Annotated in this window: 25 protein-coding genes; 1 reads left to right on the top strand and 24 read right to left on the bottom strand. The window is 33.7% G+C overall.

Annotated elements, in window-relative coordinates:
* Nucleotides 1–142: 142 nt before the first annotated feature.
* Nucleotides 143–298 (top strand): hypothetical protein, encoded by a 156-nt coding sequence (locus MKX45_RS05800; RefSeq protein WP_003131383.1) that lies wholly within the window; start codon nucleotides 143–145, stop codon nucleotides 296–298.
* Between the two features lie 115 nt (nucleotides 299–413).
* Here the strand turns inward: MKX45_RS05800 and pnuC are convergent, their stop codons facing one another.
* The 24 genes from pnuC to xseA all read right to left on the bottom strand — a co-directional run bounded on the left by pnuC (nucleotide 414) and on the right by xseA (nucleotide 24,634).
* Nucleotides 414–1,145: a nicotinamide riboside transporter PnuC gene (pnuC, locus tag MKX45_RS05795; RefSeq protein WP_042230211.1), complete on the bottom strand. Its 732-nt coding sequence runs from the start codon at nucleotides 1,143–1,145 to the stop codon at nucleotides 414–416.
* 198 nt (nucleotides 1,146–1,343) lie between these two features.
* Nucleotides 1,344–1,880, bottom strand: a complete 537-nt coding sequence (locus MKX45_RS05790; protein WP_340816901.1) for an HdeD family acid-resistance protein — start codon at nucleotides 1,878–1,880, stop codon at nucleotides 1,344–1,346.
* Between the two features lie 224 nt (nucleotides 1,881–2,104).
* A complete protein-coding gene (locus MKX45_RS05785; RefSeq protein WP_340816900.1) occupies nucleotides 2,105–3,433 on the bottom strand; it encodes a glycosyltransferase family 2 protein in 1,329 nt (442 codons plus the stop codon).
* Nucleotides 3,426–3,935, bottom strand: coding sequence for a cell division protein (locus tag MKX45_RS05780; RefSeq protein WP_340816899.1), 510 nt, complete (start codon nucleotides 3,933–3,935; stop codon nucleotides 3,426–3,428). Before MKX45_RS05780 ends, MKX45_RS05785 begins: the two co-directional genes overlap by 8 nt.
* Before the next feature lie 580 nt (nucleotides 3,936–4,515).
* On the bottom strand, nucleotides 4,516–4,860 hold the full coding sequence (gene rplS, locus MKX45_RS05775; protein WP_012897519.1) for a 50S ribosomal protein L19: 345 nt from the start codon (nucleotides 4,858–4,860) through the stop codon (nucleotides 4,516–4,518).
* A gap of 143 nt (nucleotides 4,861–5,003) precedes the next feature.
* Nucleotides 5,004–5,678: a GTP pyrophosphokinase gene (locus tag MKX45_RS05770; protein ID WP_003131377.1), complete on the bottom strand. Its 675-nt coding sequence runs from the start codon at nucleotides 5,676–5,678 to the stop codon at nucleotides 5,004–5,006.
* A gap of 239 nt (nucleotides 5,679–5,917) precedes the next feature.
* Nucleotides 5,918–6,793, bottom strand: coding sequence for a LysR family transcriptional regulator (locus MKX45_RS05765; RefSeq protein ID WP_012897518.1), 876 nt, complete (start codon nucleotides 6,791–6,793; stop codon nucleotides 5,918–5,920).
* Between the two features lie 157 nt (nucleotides 6,794–6,950).
* Nucleotides 6,951–7,613: an ABC transporter ATP-binding protein gene (locus MKX45_RS05760; RefSeq protein WP_340816898.1), complete on the bottom strand. Its 663-nt coding sequence runs from the start codon at nucleotides 7,611–7,613 to the stop codon at nucleotides 6,951–6,953.
* Nucleotides 7,614–7,717: 104 nt separating this feature from the next.
* Nucleotides 7,718–9,238, bottom strand: coding sequence for an ABC transporter permease (locus tag MKX45_RS05755; protein WP_163656488.1), 1,521 nt, complete (start codon nucleotides 9,236–9,238; stop codon nucleotides 7,718–7,720).
* Between the two features lie 132 nt (nucleotides 9,239–9,370).
* Nucleotides 9,371–9,649 carry a hypothetical protein gene (locus MKX45_RS05750; RefSeq protein ID WP_057720905.1) on the bottom strand — a complete coding sequence of 93 codons (279 nt, stop codon included), beginning with the start codon at nucleotides 9,647–9,649 and terminating at the stop codon, nucleotides 9,371–9,373.
* Between the two features lie 198 nt (nucleotides 9,650–9,847).
* Complete coding sequence (gene mraY / locus MKX45_RS05745) at nucleotides 9,848–10,837, bottom strand: phospho-N-acetylmuramoyl-pentapeptide-transferase (RefSeq protein ID WP_128267934.1); 990 nt, start codon at nucleotides 10,835–10,837, stop codon at nucleotides 9,848–9,850.
* Nucleotides 10,838–10,901: 64 nt separating this feature from the next.
* Nucleotides 10,902–13,193, bottom strand: coding sequence for a penicillin-binding protein (locus MKX45_RS05740; RefSeq protein WP_015426166.1), 2,292 nt, complete (start codon nucleotides 13,191–13,193; stop codon nucleotides 10,902–10,904).
* Nucleotides 13,190–13,570 (bottom strand): cell division protein FtsL, encoded by a 381-nt coding sequence (ftsL2, locus tag MKX45_RS05735; protein ID WP_003131357.1) that lies wholly within the window; start codon nucleotides 13,568–13,570, stop codon nucleotides 13,190–13,192. The genes MKX45_RS05740 and ftsL2 overlap by 4 nt, the downstream gene beginning before the upstream one ends.
* A 157-nt stretch (nucleotides 13,571–13,727) precedes the next feature.
* Nucleotides 13,728–14,681, bottom strand: a complete 954-nt coding sequence (rsmH, locus tag MKX45_RS05730; protein ID WP_081037498.1) for a 16S rRNA (cytosine(1402)-N(4))-methyltransferase RsmH — start codon at nucleotides 14,679–14,681, stop codon at nucleotides 13,728–13,730.
* Nucleotides 14,682–14,900: 219 nt separating this feature from the next.
* Nucleotides 14,901–15,839 (bottom strand): DUF805 domain-containing protein, encoded by a 939-nt coding sequence (locus tag MKX45_RS05725; RefSeq protein ID WP_340816897.1) that lies wholly within the window; start codon nucleotides 15,837–15,839, stop codon nucleotides 14,901–14,903.
* A 23-nt stretch (nucleotides 15,840–15,862) separates the two neighbouring features.
* Nucleotides 15,863–16,384, bottom strand: a complete 522-nt coding sequence (locus tag MKX45_RS05720; protein WP_015426163.1) for a DUF805 domain-containing protein — start codon at nucleotides 16,382–16,384, stop codon at nucleotides 15,863–15,865.
* Between the two features lie 97 nt (nucleotides 16,385–16,481).
* Nucleotides 16,482–17,048, bottom strand: coding sequence for a TMEM175 family protein (locus MKX45_RS05715; protein WP_003131353.1), 567 nt, complete (start codon nucleotides 17,046–17,048; stop codon nucleotides 16,482–16,484).
* 725 nt (nucleotides 17,049–17,773) lie between these two features.
* Nucleotides 17,774–19,441 carry a DNA repair protein RecN gene (gene recN / locus MKX45_RS05710; protein ID WP_057720909.1) on the bottom strand — a complete coding sequence of 556 codons (1,668 nt, stop codon included), beginning with the start codon at nucleotides 19,439–19,441 and terminating at the stop codon, nucleotides 17,774–17,776.
* Nucleotides 19,442–19,565: 124 nt separating this feature from the next.
* Nucleotides 19,566–20,015, bottom strand: coding sequence for an arginine repressor (locus MKX45_RS05705; RefSeq protein WP_057720910.1), 450 nt, complete (start codon nucleotides 20,013–20,015; stop codon nucleotides 19,566–19,568).
* On the bottom strand, nucleotides 20,012–20,818 hold the full coding sequence (locus tag MKX45_RS05700; protein ID WP_015426159.1) for a TlyA family RNA methyltransferase: 807 nt from the start codon (nucleotides 20,816–20,818) through the stop codon (nucleotides 20,012–20,014). The genes MKX45_RS05705 and MKX45_RS05700 overlap by 4 nt, the downstream gene beginning before the upstream one ends.
* A gap of 78 nt (nucleotides 20,819–20,896) precedes the next feature.
* Entirely contained in the window at nucleotides 20,897–21,754 is an 858-nt protein-coding gene (locus tag MKX45_RS05695; protein ID WP_340816896.1) for a polyprenyl synthetase family protein, read from the bottom strand.
* 81 nt (nucleotides 21,755–21,835) lie between these two features.
* On the bottom strand, nucleotides 21,836–22,993 hold the full coding sequence (locus MKX45_RS05690) for a glycerate kinase family protein (protein ID WP_128268122.1): 1,158 nt from the start codon (nucleotides 22,991–22,993) through the stop codon (nucleotides 21,836–21,838).
* Between the two features lie 148 nt (nucleotides 22,994–23,141).
* Nucleotides 23,142–23,381, bottom strand: a complete 240-nt coding sequence (locus tag MKX45_RS05685; protein WP_015426156.1) for an exodeoxyribonuclease VII small subunit — start codon at nucleotides 23,379–23,381, stop codon at nucleotides 23,142–23,144.
* The gene (gene xseA, locus MKX45_RS05680; protein ID WP_015426155.1) at nucleotides 23,381–24,634 is read right to left on the bottom strand and encodes an exodeoxyribonuclease VII large subunit; all 1,254 of its coding nucleotides are present in this window, start codon (nucleotides 24,632–24,634) and stop codon (nucleotides 23,381–23,383) included. Before xseA ends, MKX45_RS05685 begins: the two co-directional genes overlap by 1 nt.
* Nucleotides 24,635–24,728 lie beyond the last annotated feature (94 nt).

The following is a 24,728-nucleotide window of genomic DNA, read 5'->3' as shown; positions in this document are numbered from 1 at the left end:
AGAAGTAAAAATATAATTTTATGAAAATATTAAATCACTTTTTTTGATATTCTGATTTCTTTATGCTACAATTTAGTTGGAATTTCGTTATGAACCAATTTGGTTCCCTTTCGTATAATAAATAAAGAAAGGAGAATGTACTATGACATTCACTAACAAAAACAAATTTTTCCAATATACAGTAACTCTAGATACTTCTCATAATATCTTTAGAGCATCACTTGTAAATGATTCAAATATTTATGGTGCTGGAGATACTATTGAAGAAGCTGTACAAAACTTAGAACAATTAGTTTAAGGAGAAAAAAATGGGCGAGTATCCCAATCGATAAAGGCATCTACTTTAATTTTGAGAGTAGGTGCTTTTGTTATACTTTAAATAAAAAAAAGTTGCTCAATGAGCAACTCCCTTTTTAGTTTCTCTCAGTTACTACTTCTCCACTTGCCTTCTTGTCATTCTTCCAAATAGAAAAGAATTTTCCATATAAAGAAGTAACCAAATAGAAAGTAATAGTTAGAAGCATTGCTAAAGAACTTGCAGAATAGCCATCCATAAGTGCTGTTGCCCATAAAATAATCATGACCACATCAGATAAGAGCCAAAGTGAGTAACTATCCCCATAACCTCTAACAACCAAGATTGAAGCCGCAGCTCCAATAATTAAAGTAATAGCATCCCATAAAGGATTGGTGTCTCCAAGTTTTGTATAAATGGTTGTAATCGGCCACCAAAGAACCAACATACTGATGATTGTCAAAATCCATCCTTTTGTCTTCATGAATTTGACCCCATTTTCAATTCGATGTCCCCAAGTTTTCCAAGTGAAAATCAATGGCAAGTCAATCAGCAAAACAAAAACAATTTGATCTAAAACAGAGGCATAGTGACCAGCAGTCCAGTTAATATAGATATAACCAAAAGCACTAATCAGTCCCAAAAGACCATTAATTGGTTTTCCAATCATCATGTAAACTGTACATGCCGACCCCATTAAGGTAGCAATCAAAGTGATTACTGATAAAACCGTAATTGTTGACGTTAAAAAGAAAGCCAACTGTACTCCTATGATAAACGAAAGCATGATACTTCCGGCTGTATTAATTGATTTTAGCTCATCTTTGAGCCATTTGAGATAATTTTTCATTCTCATCCCCAATCTAAGAACGTCAAAAAACGTCCACTAAAAATTATATCACGAATAAAAAATTGTCAGACGCTTCCAAATATATTCTTTAGATTTTTTTGAGACCAACCATTACCAATTTTGTTCCATAAAAATTTTATTTATCTCTAATAAAGTTGCATAAATAAAAAAAGCCGAAATTCGTCGGCCTTTTCGTTTCTATTTATCCCATCTGTAATAGTGAATCATTTTGATGAACCCAACAATTAAAAATTCGATTCCAAGAAGTAACCACAAAGTTACCCCTCCCCAAAGTGGAGAAAATACTAAAGTAAAACCAGCAATGATACTAATTACACTTAAGAAAATTTCCCAGAATTTACTATTGAAATTAGTCAAAACTGTAAGAGTTACAATTCCATCTACAATCCAACTAATCCCCACAAAAATACCAATAAGGACAAAAAGTGATTCTGCGGCTGCATTCAAATCTGAAAAGACAAAAATTCCTGCAAATAAGTAGATAAATCCCAACAAGAGATGGGAAATTCTCCAGAAATTTCCTTTTTCTTCACTTCTTTTGACTAGATTTGCTCCAATATAAATGACACCCATAATTACGAGTGCTACCCCTACAAGAGCTGCGACAATAGCTGCTGTTTTTGTAGGTAAGAATAATATCAATAAACCAATAATAATTGAAATTATTCCACTAAATCCGACTCCGCGTCGAAGTTTTTCAAAATCTGTTAACATAACTTTACCTCCAAAAAATATTCTTCAATTCTCATTTAATTATAACATAATGAATACAGTATCTTGTCCTTGATGATTAAAAAATTACGCTTCCTTATCTTTAAGCAAGTTATTATTTTTATTATTAGTCTTCTTAAAAAATTAATTCAAAAAAAGGAGTACTTAAACTCCTCAAAAATTTTCAAATGATAAGATATAAAATCAAATTTTTATTGTTAGTAATTTCAATTATCTTTTTTATTTGTCACTTTTATCCCTTTACGCTCCGGACTTTTCCATGTTCCAGACCCCAAACCTAGAATAGTTTTTACTGCTGGAACAAAAGTCGTTACAATGGTTAATGCATTCATTACCCAGTAAAAAAGCATATAAAGTGGAGCAAATAATAGATATTTTACTTTTCTTCCACGGTCATCAACTATTAATGAAGCGACTAATTGAAAAGTCCCCGAAATCATTTCAAAGCAAACAAAGAGAAAGGCCATCGTTAACATGTGATAAATTCGTTCTAAGTTTCCGGTAATGGTAAATTGAAATAAAGACCAGATAAAAATTGCTGACGAAATCCAGAAAAAGAATGACCAGATAATGCTGAAACTTTGGTCAATAAACATAATTGTTCGGTCAACATTGTCAAAAGGGTGTAAAAATACTTTTTTAAAATTAGTCAGCCAAACCTCTGTTCCACCTTTGGCCCACCGTTTCCTTTGACGATAGAGCATTTTCAGAGATTCTGGAACCTCCATAAAGAACATAATACGGGGCGCGAACAATGATAACCAACCGTCCATTTGATGGTCCCAAGCAATACTAATATCTTCTGTGGCTCTATCTTGTCGAAACAAACCTACATCAATTAAGGCATCTTTTCGATACATCGTATTTGCACCACTATAGGCATAAATACTCCCTAGCACACCAAGTTGAGTCCGTTTAATAATTCCTACAATACTAGAAAATTCAACTGTTTGAGATTTCGCAATTAATTTTGCACGATTCTGAACATCCATGTTAGCTGTTACTGCTGAGATGTTAGTAGAATCTTGTCGAATAAAATAATTGATATAGCGATTTAAAGAGTCAGGTTCTGGAACAGTATCTGCATCGTTGCTTAAAACTAGTTCTCCTTTTGCAAATCCTAAACCAATATTAAAGGCATGCGCTTTTCCTTTATTTTTTTCAATTCTAATCACGCGCAATTTATCATATTTTTCTTGTAATTCTTTTAAAATTTCGGGGGTTCGGTCAGTTGAACCATCATCAGTAACTAGAACCTCATAATTTTCATAATTAATTTTTGTCATTAAATAATTAAGTGTATCTTCAATGACTATTTCTTCATTATGAGCTGGAACCATTATAGTAACAAAAGGTTCAACTTCTACTGGAATATCATCCCAATCCTTTTGCTTATATTTGAACAAAAAGCTATAACATAAGACTCCAATAAACCAGGCGAATCCGCCTAAAATTGGATAAGTAATTAACACCAGAAATATCAGTGTCAGAATAAAGTCAACAATGCCATTTCCCGTTTGAACAAAACTAATCATTGTTTTCTCCCTTCTGATAAAGTTTTTTCACAAAATCTGTTTCCAAATTTTGCTCTTCTTTGACCGAATAAAAACAAACATTATGGCGAAAATCTTTTGTGCCAAATCGTTCATCATAAGCTTGATTAATTAACTTTCGTCTTACATCGACACGTTCAGCATCGTACTGCTTTTCTTTTTGTAGAAAATGCTTAAAACGATAATTATTCCAAAAAGTTAGGATGATATATAAAATAGCTAGGAAAACAAAAGATAAAGAGAGAAAAATGAAAAGAAATAGAAGTGTAGATTTTTCTTCTCTATAAACAATGATATGATTAAGACCTGCTCGATTTGGAAAAACAAAAGGAAAAATAATCCATAAAAATGGAATGACAACACCACACCAGCCTAAAAGAGCAATTATTGTTCGAAAAATTTTACTACCATAATGGCCTTTTTCAAAATAAGGGTCATAGACTAAAGATTTCTTTGCTTCTTCTCGGCTGATATTTTTTTTCATTTCAGTCCTTTCTGAATTTGATGACGATGTTGTATTTTATAAACTACGTTTTATTAATTATCTCATTTTCCGTAAGTAAATTCCAATATGTTTTGTCTTTTTTCATTACAATATCTCGCTAATAGATTATCAAGCAACTTTTCAATCTCATATTATAAAAAAAGGGCTACCCGTGAGTAGTCTTTTATTTTATGCATAATAGTCAGTATTTCCATTATTTAATATGCCCAAATTGCATGAGCACGCTTAAAATATCTTCTGAAAACCAACCTTTTTGTATCTTTCCGTCCTCTACTGTATACATCCCAAAACCATTCGACACGGCATGTTTGTGACTTGCTGGATAACCCATATTCAATAAAACGTTTGACAGAGACTAAAATTTCTTGATTTTCCATGCATCCCACTTTCTTTTTCTTAAACATAATATCGCTTATCATACTATACGACTAAATAAATTTATTTTACTAGTACTAAAGTATTAAAAAAATTCTCTAAAATCATTTCAATGAGCTAGACAGGAAATCATTTATTTAACTAAGAAAAAAACCGCTCAATAGAGCGGTTAAACTGGTGTATCTTAACGACGACGTTCAGCGATACGAGCTTTTTTACCTGTGAGTGCACGGAGGTAGTAAAGTTTCGCACGACGTACTTTACCGTGACGGATAACTTCGATTTGTTCAACACGTGGAGTGTGAACTGGGAAGATACGTTCTACACCAACACCGTTTGAGATTTTACGAACAGTGTAAGTTTCGTTAATTCCTGAGTTTTTACGAGCGATAACAACGCCTTCGAACATTTGGATACGTTCGCGAGTTCCTTCGACAACTTTTGCGTGAACACGTACAGTGTCACCAGGACGGAAGTCAGGGATATCAGTGCGGAGTTGCGCAGCGTTGATAGATTCGATAAGGTTCATTTTTTTCTCCTCTTGCCCATCATTAAGCAGCATCTAGCAAATTAAGCTCAGCGGATGAACAGTTTTATTAGTATGCAAAAACATACTCAATAAGTATAACAGATTATCCATCCTTTGACAAGTTCTTATTTTTGTTTTATTAGTTAGTAACCAATTTGTTCAATATCAACTTCGGACTGATTAATCATATCCACAACTTTATGAATAAGATACATTCTTTCATCTAGTGCATGAATTTGCTCTGCACAATTTTGTAGTTCACCACTGAGTTGTTCAGGAATTTGTCCATCATATTTATAGCGAACTTTATGTTCCAACGTTGCCCAAAAATCCATTGCCGAAGTTCGCAACTGAATTTCAACTCGGCAGGTTTGTTCACTAAATAGATGTCCTAAATTAACTTCGACAATCATATGATAACTACGATAGCCTGTTTTTTTTACATTTCTTAAATAATCTTTTTCGCTAACAACTGTAAATGCTTCTTGGCTTTTGATAATTTCAACAATCTCATAGATATTTTTAGCATAAGAACAAATAATACGAATTCCTGCAATATCTGATAAATGTTCATCAGCAGCATCAGCGGTCACAGGTAAATCTTTCTTTTTCAGCTTTCCTGCAATACTTTCCGGTGATTTTAAACGATGTTTGATATGCTCAATTGGGTTGATTGCCTCAAAATTATTATAATAGGTATTTAGATTAGAAAGTTGAGTTCTGACAACATCTAAAGCACACTCATATCTGACAAGTTTCTTTTTTAATTTTTCAAATTCTTCTGGTTCAAATCTTGTTTTTAAATAATCTTTTTCCATTTTACTTTAATTCCTATCTAGTCTTATCTTCTTATTAATTTCTTCTCAAATATTTAGTGATTAATAAATTATAATATAATTTCCTTATATTTTTCTTTGACTGGATAATGCTATTTGCTCTAAAAACGATTCACATCATACTTCTAATTATAACATTTCCTGAAAGTTTTTTGTGCGCTTTCTACTGTAAATAATTACTATCAAAAAAGCACCAAATCATTGATGCTCTTATGCAATATTTATTTTAATGTTTTCAATATTTCTAAAAAGTTTTTTTCACTTTCAGAGAGAATAGAATTTTTTTGATAGGCATAATTAATATGAAAGAATTGTTTATCTTCTTCAATAAATGGTACTTTAACTAGATTTTTAAAGTCTTCTGATAAGCGGATATCTGCCATAAGACTGATTCCTAAATTTTTTCTGACAAGCTCTTTTATGGTATGAGCATCATCTAATTTCAAAACTACATTAGCTGATTGATTATATTTTTCGTTTAAACGATTAAAGGCATTAAAGTGGATATTATGCTCTCCCAATAAGATAAAGTCTTCATTAAGTAAATCTTTAAATCCTAATTCTTTTTCATTGGCTAGTGGATGACTATCCGACATAATGATAAAAAATTCTTTTTGAAAGAGTTCTTCTATTTCTAATTGGGGATGCTTAATCTTTTCTAGACTTCCTAAAAGGCTCGAATCTATTTCTTCATTTAAAAGTAGGCTCAAGAGTTCATTAGAACCACCATAAATCATATGTAAGGCATTCAAAAAGTTCAAATTATCTTGCTTTGATAGAAGATATGAACTTATAATTGGCGGAAAACCAACTTTAAAATCTTTCATACTCGAACGATGAATAGCTTTTTTCGTGTGATTTAGTTCAGAGAGAATTTCATTGGTTCTCATTGCCAAAAGTTCGCCCTCAGGAGTTAAATCAACTACCTGATGCGAGGAATCTTTATAAAATAAATCACAGTCATAGTAGGTTTCTAAACGTTTGATTGCGTAAGAAATAGTGGGTTGACTAACCCTGAAATGTTTGGCAACATTGGTGAACGAACGCAATTTTGACAATTGATAAAAATATTCAAGATCTCTTAAATTTAAACTCATGGCTATACTCCTAGAAGCTATTTTAACATAATTTTGTAATTATTCTTAGTGCCATAAGTATTATTGAGCAACTCTAGTTTAATTGTCCATAAACCTTGAGCTTATCTGTTTTGGCTGGATAAAAAACCATTACAATTATTGTAATGGTTTTTATATTCTATGCTGTCTTTTCAAATTTACGATGTTTAAGGGTAAATACAACATCTGATGCTTTGGCAACTTCATTTTCGTGAGTAACCAGAATCACAATTTTATTATCTTTATGAGCAATTTCTTTAAAGAGTTCAACAATTTGAGCTGTTGTTTCTTCATCGAGATTCCCTGTGGGTTCGTCAGCAATAATTATCTCATGATTTAAAACTAATGCTCTAGCGATGGCCACTCTTTGTTGCTGACCACCTGAAAGTTTACTGACAGGTTTATAAATTAGGTCTGTGCTCAATCCTACTTTATTCAACGCTTCTTCTATTGCTGCTTTTTCATTTTCAAATTTTACTGACGAGATTTTTACGGCTGTTTTGACGTTGTCATAAGCACTCATGTAGGTCAGTAAGTTATAAGCTTGAAAAACGGTACTTACTGTTTTTTTACGATAATTTGTTAAATTACTTGATTTGATTGCTTTATCATCAAAAGACATACTTCCAGATTTTGGTGTATCAAGTCCGGCAAGCAGTGAAAGAAAAGTAGTTTTTCCTGAGCCGGATTGTCCTAGAATGGCATACATCGTGCCTTTTTCAAAACTTTCTGTGACATCTTTAAATAGATAGTCATCGGGTTTGCTATAATAATAAGTTAAATTTTCAACTTTTAGAGTCATCTTTGCTCCTCTCATTTTAAAAATTTACTGACAGAATCTGGTGATTATTTTTTTATCAATAACGAAAGCTGTCAGTAAATTATTAGACTGGTTCTTCTTAGAAATCAATTTGTTAAAACTTGTTTAGGATTCAATCTGAGAATTCCAATACTTGCTAGACCGACAGCGATTAGTGTAATCAAAATCGCAATAGCAACAAGAAGTAAAATTTCGCTGACAGAAGTTTTAATATTCAATTTTTCAAGTGCTTTTGCTTCAGAAGCTGATTGTCCAAAGCCAATTGCTCCACCTGCACGCCCCATAAATCCGCCAGCATTTCCTGATGGTCTTTGACCTTCGGTTTTGCCTCCATTTGCTCCTGGAGCTCCTTGCATGTTGCTTGTGCTTGTCGTTGTCTGCGTTGTTTCTTGTTTTAAAAGTTGTTGTCCAACGACATTTCCTACTACATTTCCAGCAGCTGATGCAATACCAACCGAAACAATCATAACCATGAAGAGTTCAAAGAAAAATTGACCAATAATTTTGAGTTTTGATTCTCCAAGACTCATCAGAACACCAATTTCAAAACGACGTTCGCGAACCATGAGCATCACGATAAGCGCTAAGATAATGGCTCCAGCAATTGCTACAATGAGTACAATATTTCTAGCAAAACTTGCAACATTATTCAATGATGATTTTACATTTTGATAAGCTTGGTCATTTTTAGAAACTTGGAAATTACTGTCATTAACTAATTTATTAGCAGCTTTTACAAAAGTATCTGCTTGTGCAGGATTTTCCATGCTATAAGTTGCATTTGATACTTTGCCAGTCGTACCTTTGATAGAATTTGCTACAGAAAGTGCAGTATACATTGTATTCATGTATTGAATTGAGCTTTCTGTCGAGCTACTTGTTGTTGTATAGATACCAACAACAGTCATTTTATATGTTTTGTCATTACTATCTTTGATTGTGAAAGTTGAACCCACTTTTAACGAGTTTTGGCTAGCAAGGGTTGATTCAATGACAACATTGTTCGTCCCCTCATCTGAAGCCTTAATTGCGCGTCCAGAACTAATCTTATAAGAATCTGTGAAGCTTGTACTTGCTGCTAAATCATTTGTCCCACTGATTGTGAAGTCCTCTTGGGAAGCTCCGCCCATTCCTCCTTCACGTCCACCAAATCCACCAGCTGCTTGCGTATCTGTTGATGAACTTGAAGAACTACTACTTGTTGAAACTTTTTCAATACCAGAACTTGCTGATGCTTGAGCCTGATAAGTGAAACTTGCTGATTTTACACCATCAAGTTTGGCAATATTTTCAGCAGTTGTTTCTGAAATCGTTGGTAAATCAATATTAAATCGTTTACCTGCTTCAGAAGTATCACTTGAACTGCTACTACTTGAACTTGATGTTGCACTATTTTGTGCTTCTTTGATAACATTTTGCATGTTAACAGAGAGTGACACGGTTGCTCCAGCTGATTTTTTAGCATTATCAATAGAAACATTAGCTGCACTATTAATAATTAATCCTGAAAGTACAAAAATTAAAATTGCTGAAAAGGCAACAATTAAAAGTATTGTCCGTCCAATTTTGGCTTTAGTGAAAAGCCATGCACGTCTTATAAAATCCATATTTTCCTCATTTCTGAGTCTTCTTCTGATAGACTCTTTTTTGTAAGTCGATTTTAAGCACGTCAGTCAATTTATTAAAAATAAAGACAGAAAGAATGATTGGCTCAACGTCCTTAAAAACCACTTGGCCCTTTATGCTGATGCAGTTCCACTTTCGTCACTACTTTCTTGTGTCGTTCCTGAATTACTTGACTGACTGTTAGAACCACCCATAGTCGCACCGCTATTAGTGTCTGGACTCCGTCCATTTTGTCCAAAGCGATTTTGCATTTGTTCTTGAAAATTATTTTGCTGTGATTGATTACTTTGGCCCTTACCAATGAAAAAGCCACCTACTCCACCAACAATTAATGTTAGTAATGAAACAAAAATAATTTCTTTCCCCTTTAAAAGTTTAAGAACATTTTTCATTTTGGAATCCTTTCTTTTCTTGATAAATTGATTATAATTGTTAAAACTTAATTTCAACCCAAGTAAAACTTAAGCTTTTCTAAAAGTTAAATAATATTTTCTTGAGCATTCTGTCAGTAAAATATTAACTTTAAAAAATAAAAAAAGTCGCTCACAAGAGCGACTTTTCACTGACCATTCTGTCAGTAAATTTATTAATTAAAAAGCAAAGTAAATACAAAGCGCAATTACTGATAGCACTGCTGTAAATAACCAGAAGACAATGTCAATTTTCCATTCTGACCAACCAGCTGCTTTTCCAGAAAATCCACCGAGTTCAAAATGATGATGAATAGGAGTCATTCTAAAAATACGTTTACCGCCTGTTTTCTTGAAATAAGCAACTTGTAGCATCACTGAAAGTGTTTCAACGACATAAACCGCACCAATTAAAAGCAAAGTCCATTCGGCATGAAGTAGGATTGATACAATTGCAAGAAAACCACCCAAAGCCAAGGAACCAACATCACCCATGAAAATTTTTGCTGGTTTGTGATTGAAGACAAAGAATCCAAGCAAACCACCAATGACTGACAAGATAATTAACAAAACATCGTACTGTTGATGTGCTACTGCGATAACTGCATAAGCTGTCAGTGAAATCGCAACAGTGATTGAGGCAAGACCGTCGATTCCGTCAGTAAGATTGACCGCATTTGACCAACCCACAAGCCAAATAATAATAAAAATTGAAAAGAAAATCCCAATATTAAATTCCCAACTTAAAAGATGAATAATATGTGATTTTTCGCCATGACTGTAAATGAAATAGGAAACAATCCCAATTAAAATTTGAGCCAACATTTTTTGTTTGGCAGTCAAACCTTCATTAATTTGTTTGAATACTTTCAAAAAGTCATCTAAGAAGCCAATGACAGCATACATGGCAAAGACCCACCACGCAGTAATGAAAGCTGGACTAAATTTGCCAAAAACCAAAGCGGCAATTAATGAAACTACTAAACTCACAACAACGAAGACAAAACCGCCCATTGTAGGAGTCCCAGCTTTACTAGCATGCTGTTTTACATCTTCAAGGGTTGGTTGCCCACCCAATTTTTTCTTGTGGAAGAACATAATGAAGCGAGGAATACCAATGATTGTTATAATCATTGTAATTACCGCCGCCACTATCCCATTCAATAACATTTTCTTCTCCTAATTTTTGAAGCTCCACATAGACTAGTGTCTGTGGAGCCTCAATCAATAATTTTTAATTTCCCATTTTAACAGTTAGAGTTTGACCTTTTTTAACATTGGTAGAAGTTTCGATACTCTGAGTCAAGACTTTATTTCCTGACCCTTCATAAGTTACTTTAATTCCAAACCAATTAGCCAATTGCTCAACTTCTTTTTTCGACCAATCATACATATCAGGCATCACCTGATCTTTATCATTCGTCAAAAGTAAAATTCGTGAATTTGCTGAAACTTTTTCACCTTCAGCAATCGATTGAGCAGTTACTTTTGCCCCTGTCCCGATAATAACCGGACTAAGGACAGTACGGCGTAAGCTATCAGCAGTATCTCCTGAATCTTTGCCTTTATAATTCTCAATGGTCACTTTGCCAGCTTTAGTATCAGTATCAGCACTAACTGATAAATCATTTTTCATTGCTTCAGCACTTGTTAACAATGGATTTGCCACTCGAGCAATATATTTAAGTGTCCAACTTTCTGTAGGAATTTTTACATTCATATAGAAAATAAAATCAGGATTCTTAGCAGGATACATCACAACAGCAGAGTAAAGGTAATCTTGAGAACCTGTCATATAACCACCCGTTGTTGAGGCAATTTGGGCTGTCCCCGTTTTAACTGCAGCCGGTTCACCATTGACCATAAATAAAGGACCAGCAGCAAGATTTTGCTCAGAATCACCACTTGTTGAATAAGATGTTCCGTAAACAGGGTCAGTATTTACTGTTAACATCAAATCACGCACACCACTTGCTGCATCATTAGAGACCGGATGTCCAACAACTTCTGCTTTAGAAGTCAAACTTGTTTTTGTATTCGGATCTACTACTTTGCTGACAATATGTGGCTCAAGCATTGTTCCATTTCCAGCAATAGCCGTCCAACCTCTAATCAATTGAAGTGGAGTAACCGCAACCCCTTGACCAAATGAAGATTGAATTTGCGAAACGGCATTTGATGAAGGAAGGGCTCCCGGATTTTCACCATCTAAACCGGCTCTTACTTTAAGACCAAATTTAAATTTATTAAGATAACTTCCCCATAAAGCATCTCCCATATTCATTTCAATTTTACTCATCCCAATATTTGAAGATAAAGCAAAACCTTGAGCATAGGTTACGGTTTCTGGCAAAGTATAACTTTTATTTTCTGTTACATCCCAGTCATTAATCGTTGTATCATAAACTTGAAGTTTCCGTTGGTAAGTTTCATTAAGATTTACTTTTCCACTATCAAGCGCTCCAGCCATCAAGAAAGTTTTAAATGTTGAACCCGGTTCAAAGGCTGATTGTGAGAGCAAACTGTTCCAAGTGAAATACTTTTGTTTCTCAGCATCATTGATCGTTGTTGCCGTATAGGTTGGACGTTGACTTGTTGCTAAAATCTCACCGGTATGAGCATCAACTAAAGTTCCTGAAAGTTGTTGTGCTCCAGTATCCGTAGCCGCCTTGTCCATATATCCTTCAAGATTTCTTTGAAGTTGTGCATCAAGTGTAGTATAAACGTCTTGACCATTTTTAACAGGTTCAATGACTTTAGTTGTTCCTGGAATTGGGCGACCATAGATATCTTTTTGATAAGTTTCTTTACCATTTTCACCACTCAAAACATTATTGAAGGCTTTTTCCAAGCCCATATCACCCTTGAGAGCTTGCGTCCCATTTTCATCTTTAGGACGAGCAATACCAATAAATTGAGAAGCAAAATTTCCAAAAGGATAAGAACGAGAAATATTTGCCGTGAAACCAAGTCCAACAATTTTTTCATTCTCAGCCGCTTTTTGAATATCCTTCATCTGTTCAAGAGTGATATCACTCCCTTTATTCCCAAATTGAACTTGTTTCAATTTAGAATTGAGCTGCTTTTTAATTAAATCACGGTCAATTTTAAGTTTACTATTCAAGAAATCTTCAACTTTGGTAAAATCTTTCTTATCAATATAAAGAGGATTTCCGTTTGAATCAACCTGTGTTTTATCAATTACAGCATAAATTGTATAGGTACTTGAGTCTACCGCAATGGCCGCACCTGTACGGTCATATATTGTCCCACGCTTCGCCTGAACCGTTACTGTGCTTTGATAGTTGCTCTTGGCCATCGTTGTAAGATTGGTTCCACCGACATGATTGACGGTAATTAGCCAGACAAAACGAAATATAAAAACCGTAAACAGCGCAATAGCTAGGAAAAACAGGCTCTTACCTACTCGTTTACGATTTCTTTCTGTACTCCAATTCGTTTTTCGGGCATTTCGTGATACTTTTCTAAAAGGAAAGAAAATTAGTTTTTTTAAAAATTTTATCATTTCGTTGCTTTCAATACATTAGAAGGATTTTGTTTTAAATCAGCTTTATTCGCCGTATCAAGCACTTTAGTACCTGATGTTAAATCTAAAATTTGTTGATCATACTCAGTTTTTCGGGTTGTTTCTTGAGAAATTTTTGAACGTAAGTCCATTGTATTCCCTTGAACTTCAAGTGTCTTAGTCTTAACATAAAGTAGACCAACAGCCAACACTAAAGCAGCAACTACCATTGTCAGATAGAATACCTTTTCAACACCAGAAAACTTTTTAAACTTACTTGCTAGAACTTCTGGCGCTAAAGTTTCTGTATCAATAAGATAACTATCTTTTTTCGCCGCAGTTTCTATATCGAAGTATTCTTTAGGCTGTGCTGCCATCTTTGCCTCCACTCGTTTATCTTACTAAAGAAATTCAACTTACTCTATTCACCATTGAAAAGAGAAAAGCTAAATATTGTTATTTCATTTATATAAGACATCCAAAAACAATCCTCAAGTGGGAAAACCCTCTTTATTAGACCAACTTGTTATTTGATTAATCTCTTTGTTTTTGCGCTACTCTTAATTTTGCACTATGAGCTCGATTATTAAATTCGAGTTCTTCTTCGCTTGCAAGAACTGGTTTGCGATTAATCAATTTTAGTTTAGCTTCCATATCTTTAGGAAGCATCGGTAATCCCTTAGGAACATTAACTGTACTATATTCTTTGAAAATTGTTTTTGTTAAACGATCTTCTAAAGAATGGAAAGTAATTACCGAGATTCGACCATCAACTTTTAATAAATCAATGGCTTGTTCGATTGATTCTTCCGCTGCTCCAAGTTCATCATTTACTTCAATACGAATCGCTTGGAAAATGCGTTTGGCTGGATGCCCTTTTTTCTTGAGTTCTTTTTGAGGCAATGCAGATTTTATTAAATCTGCAAGCTCAATTGTTGTCTCAATAGGTTTAATTTTTCTTGCTTGTTCAATCTTACGAGCAATTTGTTTAGAGAATTTATCTTCGCCGTAGCGGAAAAAAATGCGAACTAATGCTTCGTAAGGGTAATCATTTACAACTTCATAAGCAGAAAGAGTTTGATTTTGGTCCATCCGCATGTCTAATCTTGCCTCTTTTTTATAAGAGAAACCTCGTTGACTATCATCGAATTGTGGGCTGGAAACTCCTAAATCATAAAGAATTCCATCAATTTTCGTGACTCCTAATTCAGCTAAAGCTGATTTAAGATAGCGAAAATTACTTTTAATCAATGTTACTTTATCTTCTGCAAGTTGCTCACTTAAGCGTACCTTTGCGTTTTCATGAGCAGTTTCGTCCTGGTCAAATGAATAAAGATGACCATCAGTCAGTTTACTAAGAAGATACTCACTATGTCCTGCGCCACCTAGTGTCGCATCAACATAAATTCCATTTGGCTTTACTTCAAGCATATCTACGGTTTCATGTAGTAAGACTGTATCATGCTTAAATGCTATTGTTTTTGGCAAGAGCGCCGTCCTCCTTGTATACTTACAGTTTATTATATCACTTTTTTTCTATTTTTGTAGTAGTTTACATGATTATGTAAAGATTTTTTTAATGAAAAGGCTTACGCGAACTGCATTTGTATCTATTACTGACTTCTTTGATGTCAATTCAATTTACAAGTTGTGTAAACGTGACTTTTTATAGTTTAACAATTAATACTAAAAATAGACTGAAATTAATCAGTCTATTTTTTCAAATAAAGAATTTTTTTTATTTGTTTTTAATTCTCCTGTCGCCATTACTTCTACAAGAATTAAACTCAATACTGCAATCATTACTAGTAAAAATAAGAGATATTGAACTAATTGATAGTGACCAGTTGTATATGTTATTTTTAATGTCTTCGTGAACATTTGATAAAAAATTAATATTCCACTTGTTCCACCTAACAAAAGTGATAGTCCTAAATTACTCAAACCAGCATCTCTTAAGCGTCTTACATGAATCGTAAGTTGTGGGAAAAATGTTCCTAAGATAAATAGGAAAAATAATAAACGTAGTACCATACTACCAATAAAATTGTAGCCAAACATTATTTGTTCAAATTGATTGAAAAGATAGATTAAAAACAGAAAAATAATAACGGTCAGCCCCCAAAACAGTTGCATCCACCAAAAATTTCTTCTTGTCGTTCTTCCGCGAAATTCAAAGTAATTTTTAAAATAGTCCTTGAATATACCTGATAATGTCTTTGTCTCTGGTAAATTATTAAATTCTTGAGAAGAATTAATCTCGTATTCCTTGAATTTTAAAGCGCTAGGCGAACTTGGAAATAGGTTAAATATCAAGAGCACAAGAGTTCCTAGACCAAGGATAAAATTAAGAAAAATAAGTCCCCAAGGTAAATCTGCATCATTTAATCTCCGAACAGTTAGAGCAATGAAGGACAATAAACTTCCAAAGAAATATAGATTAAATATTAATTGAAAGAATGAAGCAAAAGTTTGCCATAAAGTCGTTAGTTGATAAAAATCTAGTAGATTAAAGAAATGATAAGCTTTAAACAAGATGACAAATATTATGATATGAGTTAATAAGGCTGACCAAAAATCTTTACGACTGGTTTTTTTATTGAAAGTGAAAGCTCCCAGCCAAAATTTTTTATAAGCTTGAACCATATTTTACCTCTCTATTTTTTTAATTATTCATAAGTTCTTGAATCATCTTCTTCGTCAATGCCATATTTGGTTGGAAAAAGGCAAAGAATATAAATAATGAAATTGATAAATCCAACAAAATAACCCATTTTTGCTAGAAGATCTTGATGAATAAACATTGTAACCAGCCCATAAATTGCAGCTACTCCAAAAACAAGAGCAATCCACCAAGGAAACCTAGCATCACGTAAACGACGAGCTGTCAAACTGATATTAGGAACAAGAATAGCTAGACCAATGAGAGCTGTAACAATAATTATTACTAATGCTCCACCCGTGGGCTTGGCATATAAGTCTGTCACCTGTTGAATAATTTCTTTTTGTGATAAAGTTGCAGATTGGCTCATTATTTTACCAGCTTTTGGGATTGTCACCATAAAGTTTAAAATGCTGAGAATCGCAAATATGATTGAATTAGTCAAGAAAACCCACCAATAATCCGAACGATTTGAATAAGATTTTAAATCTCCTGCTTTTTTCCAATATTTGATGTATGCTTTAATCATTGTTATTCCTCTTTACTTATAATATTATTTACTGACAGAAGGTCAGTTATTTATTCCAAACTTTTTTATTAAGTAAACTCATATTTTTATTAAAAGATTATTTAAACATTTTTTCAATATTTTTATCTGGAATCACCCACATTGAAAAAATTAAGGCTGAACCAACAAGCATGATTACTGGAGCTATAAAATAACCTAATAAAATGCTGACAATATTGAGCACAACACTTAGGATATTTTTTCTAATCGTTGTCTCAGACGTTTTACGATGTCCATTGATTTTCAATAATTCTCTTGTCAAAAGTAGATAAATAAAATTCCCGAAGAAAAAGATAATCACATAGCCTAATTCTGGGATAAATGAATTAGGATAGATTGATACCCAGTTAGAAAAAATAGGAATAAGTGATAAGACAAAAAGAAAACTAATATTTATCCATAGAACTTTTCCATTAATTCTTTTGATGCTTTGAAAAAGATGATGGTGATTGACCCAGTAAATAGCCAATATAAAAAAACTTACAAAATAGACACCCAGATGCGGAAGTAAAGCAATAAAACTTTGTAAGCTATCTGAATCTGGACGGACCAATTCTAAAACTAAGACAGTCATGATAATTGCGATGACAGCATCCGTAAATGCTTCTAAACGTGTTTTACTCATTTTTAACTCCTAAATTATAAAATACGACTTCAGTTTTTAAATTACAAACCTCTCCTTTCAGTACTATGGTTGATATCTCATTATAACATATTGAGTTTAATTCATAAAAGAACTTTAACAGAAGTTCTTAATGGTAAAAAATCTAATTTTACTTCATAATATCTCCTTTGGAGATAAAAAGCCCCAATAAATTGAGGCTTCAAATTTATAATAAAAACGCCCTTATCTTATATAGGAGAAGGCGTTTTTATCTATGGCTCTCTGACTTGGAAGTTGGCACATAGTATATAAAGATATTCTAGCCTTTTTCAAAAGGCTTGTCAGTAACATTTGCTAACAAATCAAAGAAATTTATCGAAAACTAGCTTTTTAAAATTTATTTTTTTATCTTTTGATTTCTAAGAATTTGGATCAGCATTTCGCATAACATACAGATTATTCCCGCACAGGCACCAACAATACCTACGAACAAGAAAAAATAATTTTGATTATAATGCCCATAAATTGAAAAAAACAAACAGACCAAAATGATTAAAAGCCAAATTTTATTTACTTTCACATATACTCCAATATTTTTAATAGTGTAACTACAATTTAATTTTAACATTTATTATTTTCGGTATATACACATTTGTGGTTGCAATTTTACACAAATTATGATTTTGTCATCTAAAAGATAAAAAGCCCTGATTAAAAATCAAGACTTTTTCTTAATAATATTCGATTTATTTGCTCAATAAACGTTTAGCCTGAGCTAAGGCTTCTTTAGTTAAATCTTCACCAGCAAGCATTTTCGCAATTTCATTTACTCTTTCTTCAGCGTTTAATTTTCTAACTGTGGAAGTAGTAATGTCATTGGTTGAAGCTTTTTCAATATAAAATTGTCTGTCGGCAATGGCCACAACTTGTGGAAGGTGAGAAATTGCAAGAACTTGTCCATGCCTAGCAATTTTATATATTTTATTAGCAATCGCTTGAGCAACACGACCAGAAACACCAGTATCGACCTCATCAAAAACAATGGCTGTTTTATTTTCCCGTCTTGAAAAGCTTGATTTTATGGCGAGCATTAAACGTGAAAGTTCACCACCCGAAGCTGTTTTTGCCAGTGGTTTAAATCCTTCTCCCGGATTGGTTTGAATAAAGAATTCAACATGCTCATTCCCGTTTGGCGAAAACTTTGCCCCTTCAAAACTAACTTTGAAATCAGCTTTTTCCATATAAAGCTCAGAAAGTTCGTGTTTAATATCTTTTTCAACTTCTTTGGCAATTTTATGGCGTGCTTCATTAAGTTTTTTACTTGCTTCAATGAGTTGAACTTGTGCAACTTTAACTGAATTTTCTAGATTTTCTGAGTCATTTTCTGAACCCGTCAGTTCTGAGAGTTCGAGTTGGACTTTCTCTAAATAGTTCATCACATCGGACAGTTCTGGGCCATATTTTTTTTTCAAAGTGGTCAAGGTCATAATCCGGTCTTCAATTTGTAAAAGTTCAGCTGGATTAAATTCTAAATCACTCATGATTCTTTGAATTTGATTAGCAACTTCTTCTAATACATAATAACTTTCAGCTGTCTTGTCAGCAAGTTCTTGATAGTCATTATCAAAATTACTAATTTTATCCAATTCTGTCATTGTTGTTCGGATATTATTAAGACTTGAATAATCATTATCTTCATCATCAAGCGCTAGATAAGCACTACTAAGCGAATCAGCAATATTTTTAATATTATTTAACTTTTCTCGGCGATTAACTAATTGTTCATCTTCTTCAAGATTAATTTCCGCCGCTTCAATTTCTTCAGCCTGAAATTGAAGAATTTCAATTCTTTGAGCAAATTCTTGCTCATTTTTTTGTCGTAGATTGAGCTGTTGACGCAAATTTTTGAAGTTTTCAAATTTGAGTTTGTAATTATTTTTTATCTGATCAAAGACTTCGTCACCAAATTCATCAAGTAAACGAAGATGGCTTTTCGGATTCATCAATTCTTGGCTATCGTGTTGACCATGAATATCAACTAATAATTCACCCACTTGTCTTAGCGTAGCTAAATTAACCATTTGACCATTGATTCGACAAACGGAACGACCATTAGCAAAAATCTCACGTCTTAAAATAATTTCAGAATCTACTTCTTCAAAGCCAAGTTCTAATAATACCGCCTTCAATTCTGGAGTTTTATCAAAGAAAAAGAGACCTTCTATTTCGGCTTTGTTTGCCCCATGTCGCACAAAATCACTCGAAGCACGCCCACCTAATAATAAAGACATTGCATCAATAATTATTGATTTTCCCGCACCAGTTTCCCCAGTTAAAATCGTCATTCCACTCTCAAAGGATAGATGAATTTCTTCAATAATTGCAAAATTTTTGATTGAAATCTCTTGTAACATCAAAATTTCCTTTCTCAAAAATAAATGACAAGGCTATCAGTAACCTAATAACCTTATCTTTCCTACTTTGATTCTTTTTTTACTGACAGCTATTAATTCGCTCAAAATATTCAGCAGAATTTTGTCACAATATTCTTGTCAGTAAATTATAAAGATTTTTAGCATCTTCTTCCATTTCAAAAATAACTAAAGCACTATCATCATCAATAATGATTGAAAAAATATCATCGCTATATTCTTCCAAAAGATAATTTTTCACAAGACTTGTTGTCCCTGGATTAGCAAGAATCCAGAGCATATTATCTTTGATTTTTGTTCCCGTAATTGCATCAAAAGCTAAGGCTTTATGAAGGCTTGACTGTAAAACTTCCTTGTTTTTTGGTAAATCATAACGATAACCACCAGATTCAGCTGGCACCTTGATTAGGGCAAGTGATTTAATATCGCGGGAAACGGTCGCTTGAGTAACGTCAATTCCATGAGTTAAGAGGGTATTCACAAGTTCTTCTTGCGTTTTAATTTCGTTTTCACGGATAAATTGAGCAATAAAGTTTAATCGGTCTTCTCTTTTCATAGTTCTTCACTTTCTTTTTGTAAAACTGATTCAATATTAACCTGCTGAGCAATTTCTGCTTTTCCATCTTTAAGTAAATGGACAAGAAATTCAACGTTTCCAGCCCCACCCTTGATTGGCGAAAAGGTCAAACCTTTTACTGAAAAACCAAGTTGAGTGGCTGTTTTTAAAACTTTTTCAATAGTCATTTGGTGAACTTTAGGGTCACGAATAATTCCATTTTTTCCGACTTGTTCACGTCCCGCTTCAAACTGCGGTTTAATAAGAGCTGCTACTTCGCCATTTTCCTCCAAAATTTCATAAAGTGGTGGTAGAATTAAATCTAAAGAAATAAAACTAACATCTATACTAGTAAATGACGGTCTTCCTTGTTCAAAGTCAGCTAAAACAGCATTTCGGAAATTAAATTGTTCCATAACGACAACGCGTTCATCTGAGCGAATTTTCCAAGCCAATTGATTGGTTCCAACATCTAAAGCATAGACTAATTTGGCACCATTTTGAAGCATTACATCAGTAAAACCACCAGTTGAAGAACCAATATCAAGACAAGTTTTTCCATTAATTTCTAAATGGAATTCTTTAAGAGCCTTTTCTAATTTTAACCCTCCTCGACTAACATATCTTAACTTTTCACCTTTAAGACGAAGTTCTGTTCCATCATCAATTTTCTGACCAGGTTTATCGTAACGTTCTCCTGATTTACTATCAACAACTAGACCAGCCATTACTCCTCTTTTGGCCTGCTCTCGTGTTTCAAACAAACCTTGATTCGTGGCAAGTACGTCAATTCTTTCTTTCATGTAGATCTTTCTTTATAGTAATTATACGTATTTTTCTTAGAAATGTAACTAATAATTTCTTTTTATATTTCTATTTTTTTATTTCACTTCCAATTGCTCAATAATTTTAAAAATTTCAGAGCTGTCAGTAACTGATAAGTCTGTCAGTAATTTTTTAACTTCTGACAAATTTCCTGTCAGTGATTTTTTTGCTCCCTCAAGTCCTAAATGAGCAACATATGTTGATTTCTCCTCTAAAATATCCTTACCTGGTGTTTTTCCAAGCTCAGCAAAAGTTGCTGTGACATCTAAAATATCGTCTCGAATTTGAAAAGCCAATCCCAAAATTTGCCCCACTTGACGAAGTTTTTCAACTTCATCCGTTGATTTTTGAGCAACAATTCCAGCAGCTACAAAAGGAAAAGTTAAAAGTCGCCCAGTTTTCAAGCGATGAATCTGCTCAATTTCAGCCAATATCAACTCTTTTCCTTCACCAGCCATATCCAAGATTTGACCCGCAACCATTCCATAAGAACCTGAAGCAAAGGCCAATTCACGCGTCAACGCTACTATTATTTCTGCGGATAAATCAGCAGTTGAAAGGATAAAGAAAGGGTCAAAAAATAAAGTATCACCAGCTAAAATTGCAGTTGCCTCGTCAAATTTCTTGTGATTAGTTAACTGCCCTCGACGATAATCATCATTATCCATTGCTGGTAAGTCATCATGGATTAAAGAACCCGTATGAATCATCTCAAGTGCGGCTGCCACATGATAATGAGCCTTACTCAATTCTAAATCAAAAGCCTCTAATAGGTTTAAAAAAAGGAGGGGGCGAATTCGTTTACCGCCTGCCAATAAAGAATATTTTGCTGATTCGGCTAAGCCAGTTGGAAATTCAGCGCTTTCATAAAATTCAGTTAAAAAGTCTTCTAACTTTAGTATCTTCGTATCCATTACCCTAATTATACCAAAATTCACGGCTAAAAACCGTGATGATTTGAGGAAATTTTTTTATTTTTTAAATCCATTCCATTTTTATAAGTGAGCCTTTTGCTCATTCATTGCTAATACTCTTGTAATATTTTCACTCGTTCGCTCAACGTTCTTTGCGCCGTCAGCCAAGGCATCTGACAAAGATTGTGCTTGACTCAAAACACCAAAAATAGCGGTCATTCCTTCGTCATAAAGAACATCTGCTCCATCCCCAATATATCCTGCCAAGGCAAAGCAAGGTTTTTTGTATTTTTTAGCAATTTTACAGACGCCATAGGGTGCTTTACCAAATTTTGTCTGATAATCCATTCCACCTTCACCTGTAAATACATAATCAGCTTCTTTAATTTTATCTTCTAAGTATATTGTTTGTGCAACAAGCTCAATTCCTAATTGCATTTTTGCATTGGTAAAAGCAAGCAAACCTGCTCCCAAACCACCTGCTGCACCAGCTCCCGGTTTATTTTTAACATCTTTCCCCAGTTCATTATGAACAATTTCTGCATAATGCTTCAAGTTTTCATCCAATACTTTGACCATTTCCTCAGTTGCTCCCTTTTGTGGTCCAAAAACATAAGAAGCGCCATTATTTCCGGTTAAAGGATTGGTAACATCAGTAGCAATTAATATTTCAATTTCTTCCACTCTTGGGTCAAAATCACTCATATCAATTGTTCTAACTTCTTTAAGGAAACCTCCACCAAGTGGAATCTCTTCTTGGTCTTTATTTAAAAATTTAGCTCCCAAAGCACGAGCCATTCCAGAGCCACCGTCATTAGTCGCACTTCCACCAATGCCAATGATGATTTTATCTACTCCTTCATCCATTGCAGCCTTAATTAATTGTCCTGTTCCATAGGTTGATGTAATCAATGGATTTCTATCTTCCAAAGCAACCAATTCCAGACCATTTGCCTTTGCCATCTCAATGACCGCCGTATTTGAGTTTCCCAAAATACCAAAATAGGCCTCTACATTTGTATTTGCAAATGAACCTTGTACTTTTTTATATACCCGTCGTCCACCCGTTGCATCAATCAAAGCATCTGTTGTTCCCTCACCACCATCAGCCATTGGCATAGAAATTATTTCAGCCTTAGGAAATACTTTTTTAATTCCTTTTTCCATTGCTTGACAAACTTCCAGCGCACTCAAACTTTCTTTGAAAGAATCTGGCGCTAATACAAATTTTTTCTTCATTTAATCTACTCTTTCTATAAAAGACTTGACCATAACTCTATCTACTATTAGTATATAATAAATAAGATTGATATTAGAATAATAGGCTTTTTTGTCAGTAAAATTTTGTTTAAAATAAAAAACCTTGAAAAATCAAAGGTTTTTTATTTTAGTAGTCTTTCTGTTCCGGAGAGAAATCACTCTCCTGATCATTTTTTCCAACTATTTTTACTAATGTTTCTTCCGCTTCATTGAGTGTTTTTTTCAAAGTTTCCGAAATTTTCATTCCTTTTTGAAATTCAGCAATAGCATCTTCCAACGCTACATCACCAGATTCTAACTTACGAACAATATTTTCTAACTCTACCAAATTATCTTCAAATTTTACATCTTCTTTTTTGGTTGCCATTATTTTACCTCCACTATTACTTTTCCGTCAGTCAATTCAACATCTAAAGTCTGACCTTTTTTCACATCACTTACGGATTTAATAATCTTTCCCTTTTCGTCAGTAACGAGGGAAAAACCACGCGCTTTTATTTTCGAGATATCTAATAAAAGTAAAGACTGATAAAGTTGCTCTGTCTTATTCTTTTTAGCTTCAACTATCTTTCCGTAAGTCGGAATTAATTTCCCAGCTGACAGCTCATAACGGTGTTTCATATTTGCAACTTTATTTTCCGTCAGCACTGACAAACGTTCACACAGACGGTCAAGTTTTTGTAAGTGTCCATCGTACAAGCGTTCTGGCTGTCTAAAAACTACTGACTGGCTTAATTTATCTACTCGTTCACGCCTTATTTTAATTAAATGTGTTAAGCGGTTAAAAAGTCGTTTTTCCTGCTCATTCGTCCAATTTATTAAATCAACCTTCGTATTTGGTGTTGCTAATTCGGCTGCTGCAGTTGGAGTCGCTGCACGACTATCAGCAACAAAATCGGCTAAAGTCACATCTGTTTCATGCCCAACCGATGAAATAATTGGAATACGTGATTCAAAAATTGCTCGAACCACAATTTCTTCATTAAATCCCCATAAATCTTCGATAGAACCGCCACCACGACCAATAATCATGACATCAAAATCACCACGTTCATTAGCTCGACGGATATTTCCAGCAATTTCTTCAGCCGAACCTTGTCCTTGAACTTTTGTCGGATAAAGAATGATTTGACTCATCGGAAAACGACGTTGAACCGTCGTAATAATATCTCGAATGACCGCTCCTGACGGGCTAGTTACCACAGCTATTTTCTTAGAAAATTGTGGCAAAGTTTGTTTCCAACGTTGTTCAAATAGCCCTTCAGCAGTCAGCTTTTTCTTCAACTGTTCAAACTTAACCGCAAGAGCTCCAACGCCATCTGGAACTAAACTTTCAATATTTATAGAATAAGAGCCAGAAGGTGGATAAATACTGATTCGACCAACAGCCAAAACTTTCATCCCCTCTTCTAATTCAAAGTCTAATTTGCGAAATTGTCCCGCCCACATCGTAGCTTGAATCACAGCGCCCTCATCTTTAAGTGCAAAATATTGATGATTTGGTCTTCTTCTAAAATTTGAAATTTCTCCTGTCAAATAAACCCGTTCAAGATATGGATCACGGTCAAATTTCGCTTTTAAATATTTTGTTAAGGTTGATACTGATAAATATTCTGTCATTCCCTCACTCTTTAGTTCTCAATTAATCTTTTTACTAATTATTCTGTTAATAAAATTTCTACTGCTAAAATCGAAAAAAAGTAAAAAGTTTATC

Source organism: Lactococcus sp. FSL W8-0209 (assembly GCF_038006585.1).
GTDB lineage: Bacteria > Bacillota > Bacilli > Lactobacillales > Streptococcaceae > Lactococcus > Lactococcus lactis.
The sequence above is the reverse complement of the archived record's forward strand: the minus strand, read 5'-3'. Positions and strand labels throughout refer to the sequence as shown.

Coding starts and splice junctions, on each gene's coding strand:
- rplS (WP_012897519.1), bottom strand. CDS start 4,860: ATGAACCTTATCGAATCTATCAACGCTGCGCAACTCCGCACTGATATC.
- ftsL2 (WP_003131357.1), bottom strand. CDS start 13,570: ATGGCAGCACAGCCTAAAGAATACTTCGATATAGAAACTGCGGCGAAA.
- MKX45_RS05755 (WP_163656488.1), bottom strand. CDS start 9,238: ATGGATTTTATAAGACGTGCATGGCTTTTCACTAAAGCCAAAATTGGA.
- MKX45_RS05685 (WP_015426156.1), bottom strand. CDS start 23,381: ATGGCAACCAAAAAAGAAGATGTAAAATTTGAAGATAATTTGGTAGAG.
- xseA (WP_015426155.1), bottom strand. CDS start 24,634: ATGACAGAATATTTATCAGTATCAACCTTAACAAAATATTTAAAAGCG.
- MKX45_RS05700 (WP_015426159.1), bottom strand. CDS start 20,818: ATGAAAGAAAGAATTGACGTACTTGCCACGAATCAAGGTTTGTTTGAA.
- MKX45_RS05785 (WP_340816900.1), bottom strand. CDS start 3,433: ATGATTAGTTTTGTTCAAACGGGAAATGGCATTGTTGACTTTATTCTG.
- MKX45_RS05715 (WP_003131353.1), bottom strand. CDS start 17,048: ATGAGTAAAACACGTTTAGAAGCATTTACGGATGCTGTCATCGCAATT.
- MKX45_RS05705 (WP_057720910.1), bottom strand. CDS start 20,015: ATGAAAAGAGAAGACCGATTAAACTTTATTGCTCAATTTATCCGTGAA.
- MKX45_RS05800 (WP_003131383.1), top strand. CDS start 143: ATGACATTCACTAACAAAAACAAATTTTTCCAATATACAGTAACTCTA.
- pnuC (WP_042230211.1), bottom strand. CDS start 1,145: ATGAAAAATTATCTCAAATGGCTCAAAGATGAGCTAAAATCAATTAAT.
- MKX45_RS05780 (WP_340816899.1), bottom strand. CDS start 3,935: ATGAAAAAAAATATCAGCCGAGAAGAAGCAAAGAAATCTTTAGTCTAT.
- MKX45_RS05740 (WP_015426166.1), bottom strand. CDS start 13,193: ATGATAAAATTTTTAAAAAAACTAATTTTCTTTCCTTTTAGAAAAGTA.
- MKX45_RS05765 (WP_012897518.1), bottom strand. CDS start 6,793: ATGAGTTTAAATTTAAGAGATCTTGAATATTTTTATCAATTGTCAAAA.
- MKX45_RS05725 (WP_340816897.1), bottom strand. CDS start 15,839: ATGGTTCAAGCTTATAAAAAATTTTGGCTGGGAGCTTTCACTTTCAAT.
- MKX45_RS05760 (WP_340816898.1), bottom strand. CDS start 7,613: ATGACTCTAAAAGTTGAAAATTTAACTTATTATTATAGCAAACCCGAT.
- mraY (WP_128267934.1), bottom strand. CDS start 10,837: ATGTTATTGAATGGGATAGTGGCGGCGGTAATTACAATGATTATAACA.
- MKX45_RS05695 (WP_340816896.1), bottom strand. CDS start 21,754: ATGGATACGAAGATACTAAAGTTAGAAGACTTTTTAACTGAATTTTAT.
- MKX45_RS05720 (WP_015426163.1), bottom strand. CDS start 16,384: ATGATTAAAGCATACATCAAATATTGGAAAAAAGCAGGAGATTTAAAA.
- MKX45_RS05750 (WP_057720905.1), bottom strand. CDS start 9,649: ATGAAAAATGTTCTTAAACTTTTAAAGGGGAAAGAAATTATTTTTGTT.
- recN (WP_057720909.1), bottom strand. CDS start 19,441: ATGTTACAAGAGATTTCAATCAAAAATTTTGCAATTATTGAAGAAATT.
- MKX45_RS05690 (WP_128268122.1), bottom strand. CDS start 22,993: ATGAAGAAAAAATTTGTATTAGCGCCAGATTCTTTCAAAGAAAGTTTG.
- MKX45_RS05770 (WP_003131377.1), bottom strand. CDS start 5,678: ATGGAAAAAGATTATTTAAAAACAAGATTTGAACCAGAAGAATTTGAA.
- MKX45_RS05790 (WP_340816901.1), bottom strand. CDS start 1,880: ATGTTAACAGATTTTGAAAAACTTCGACGCGGAGTCGGATTTAGTGGA.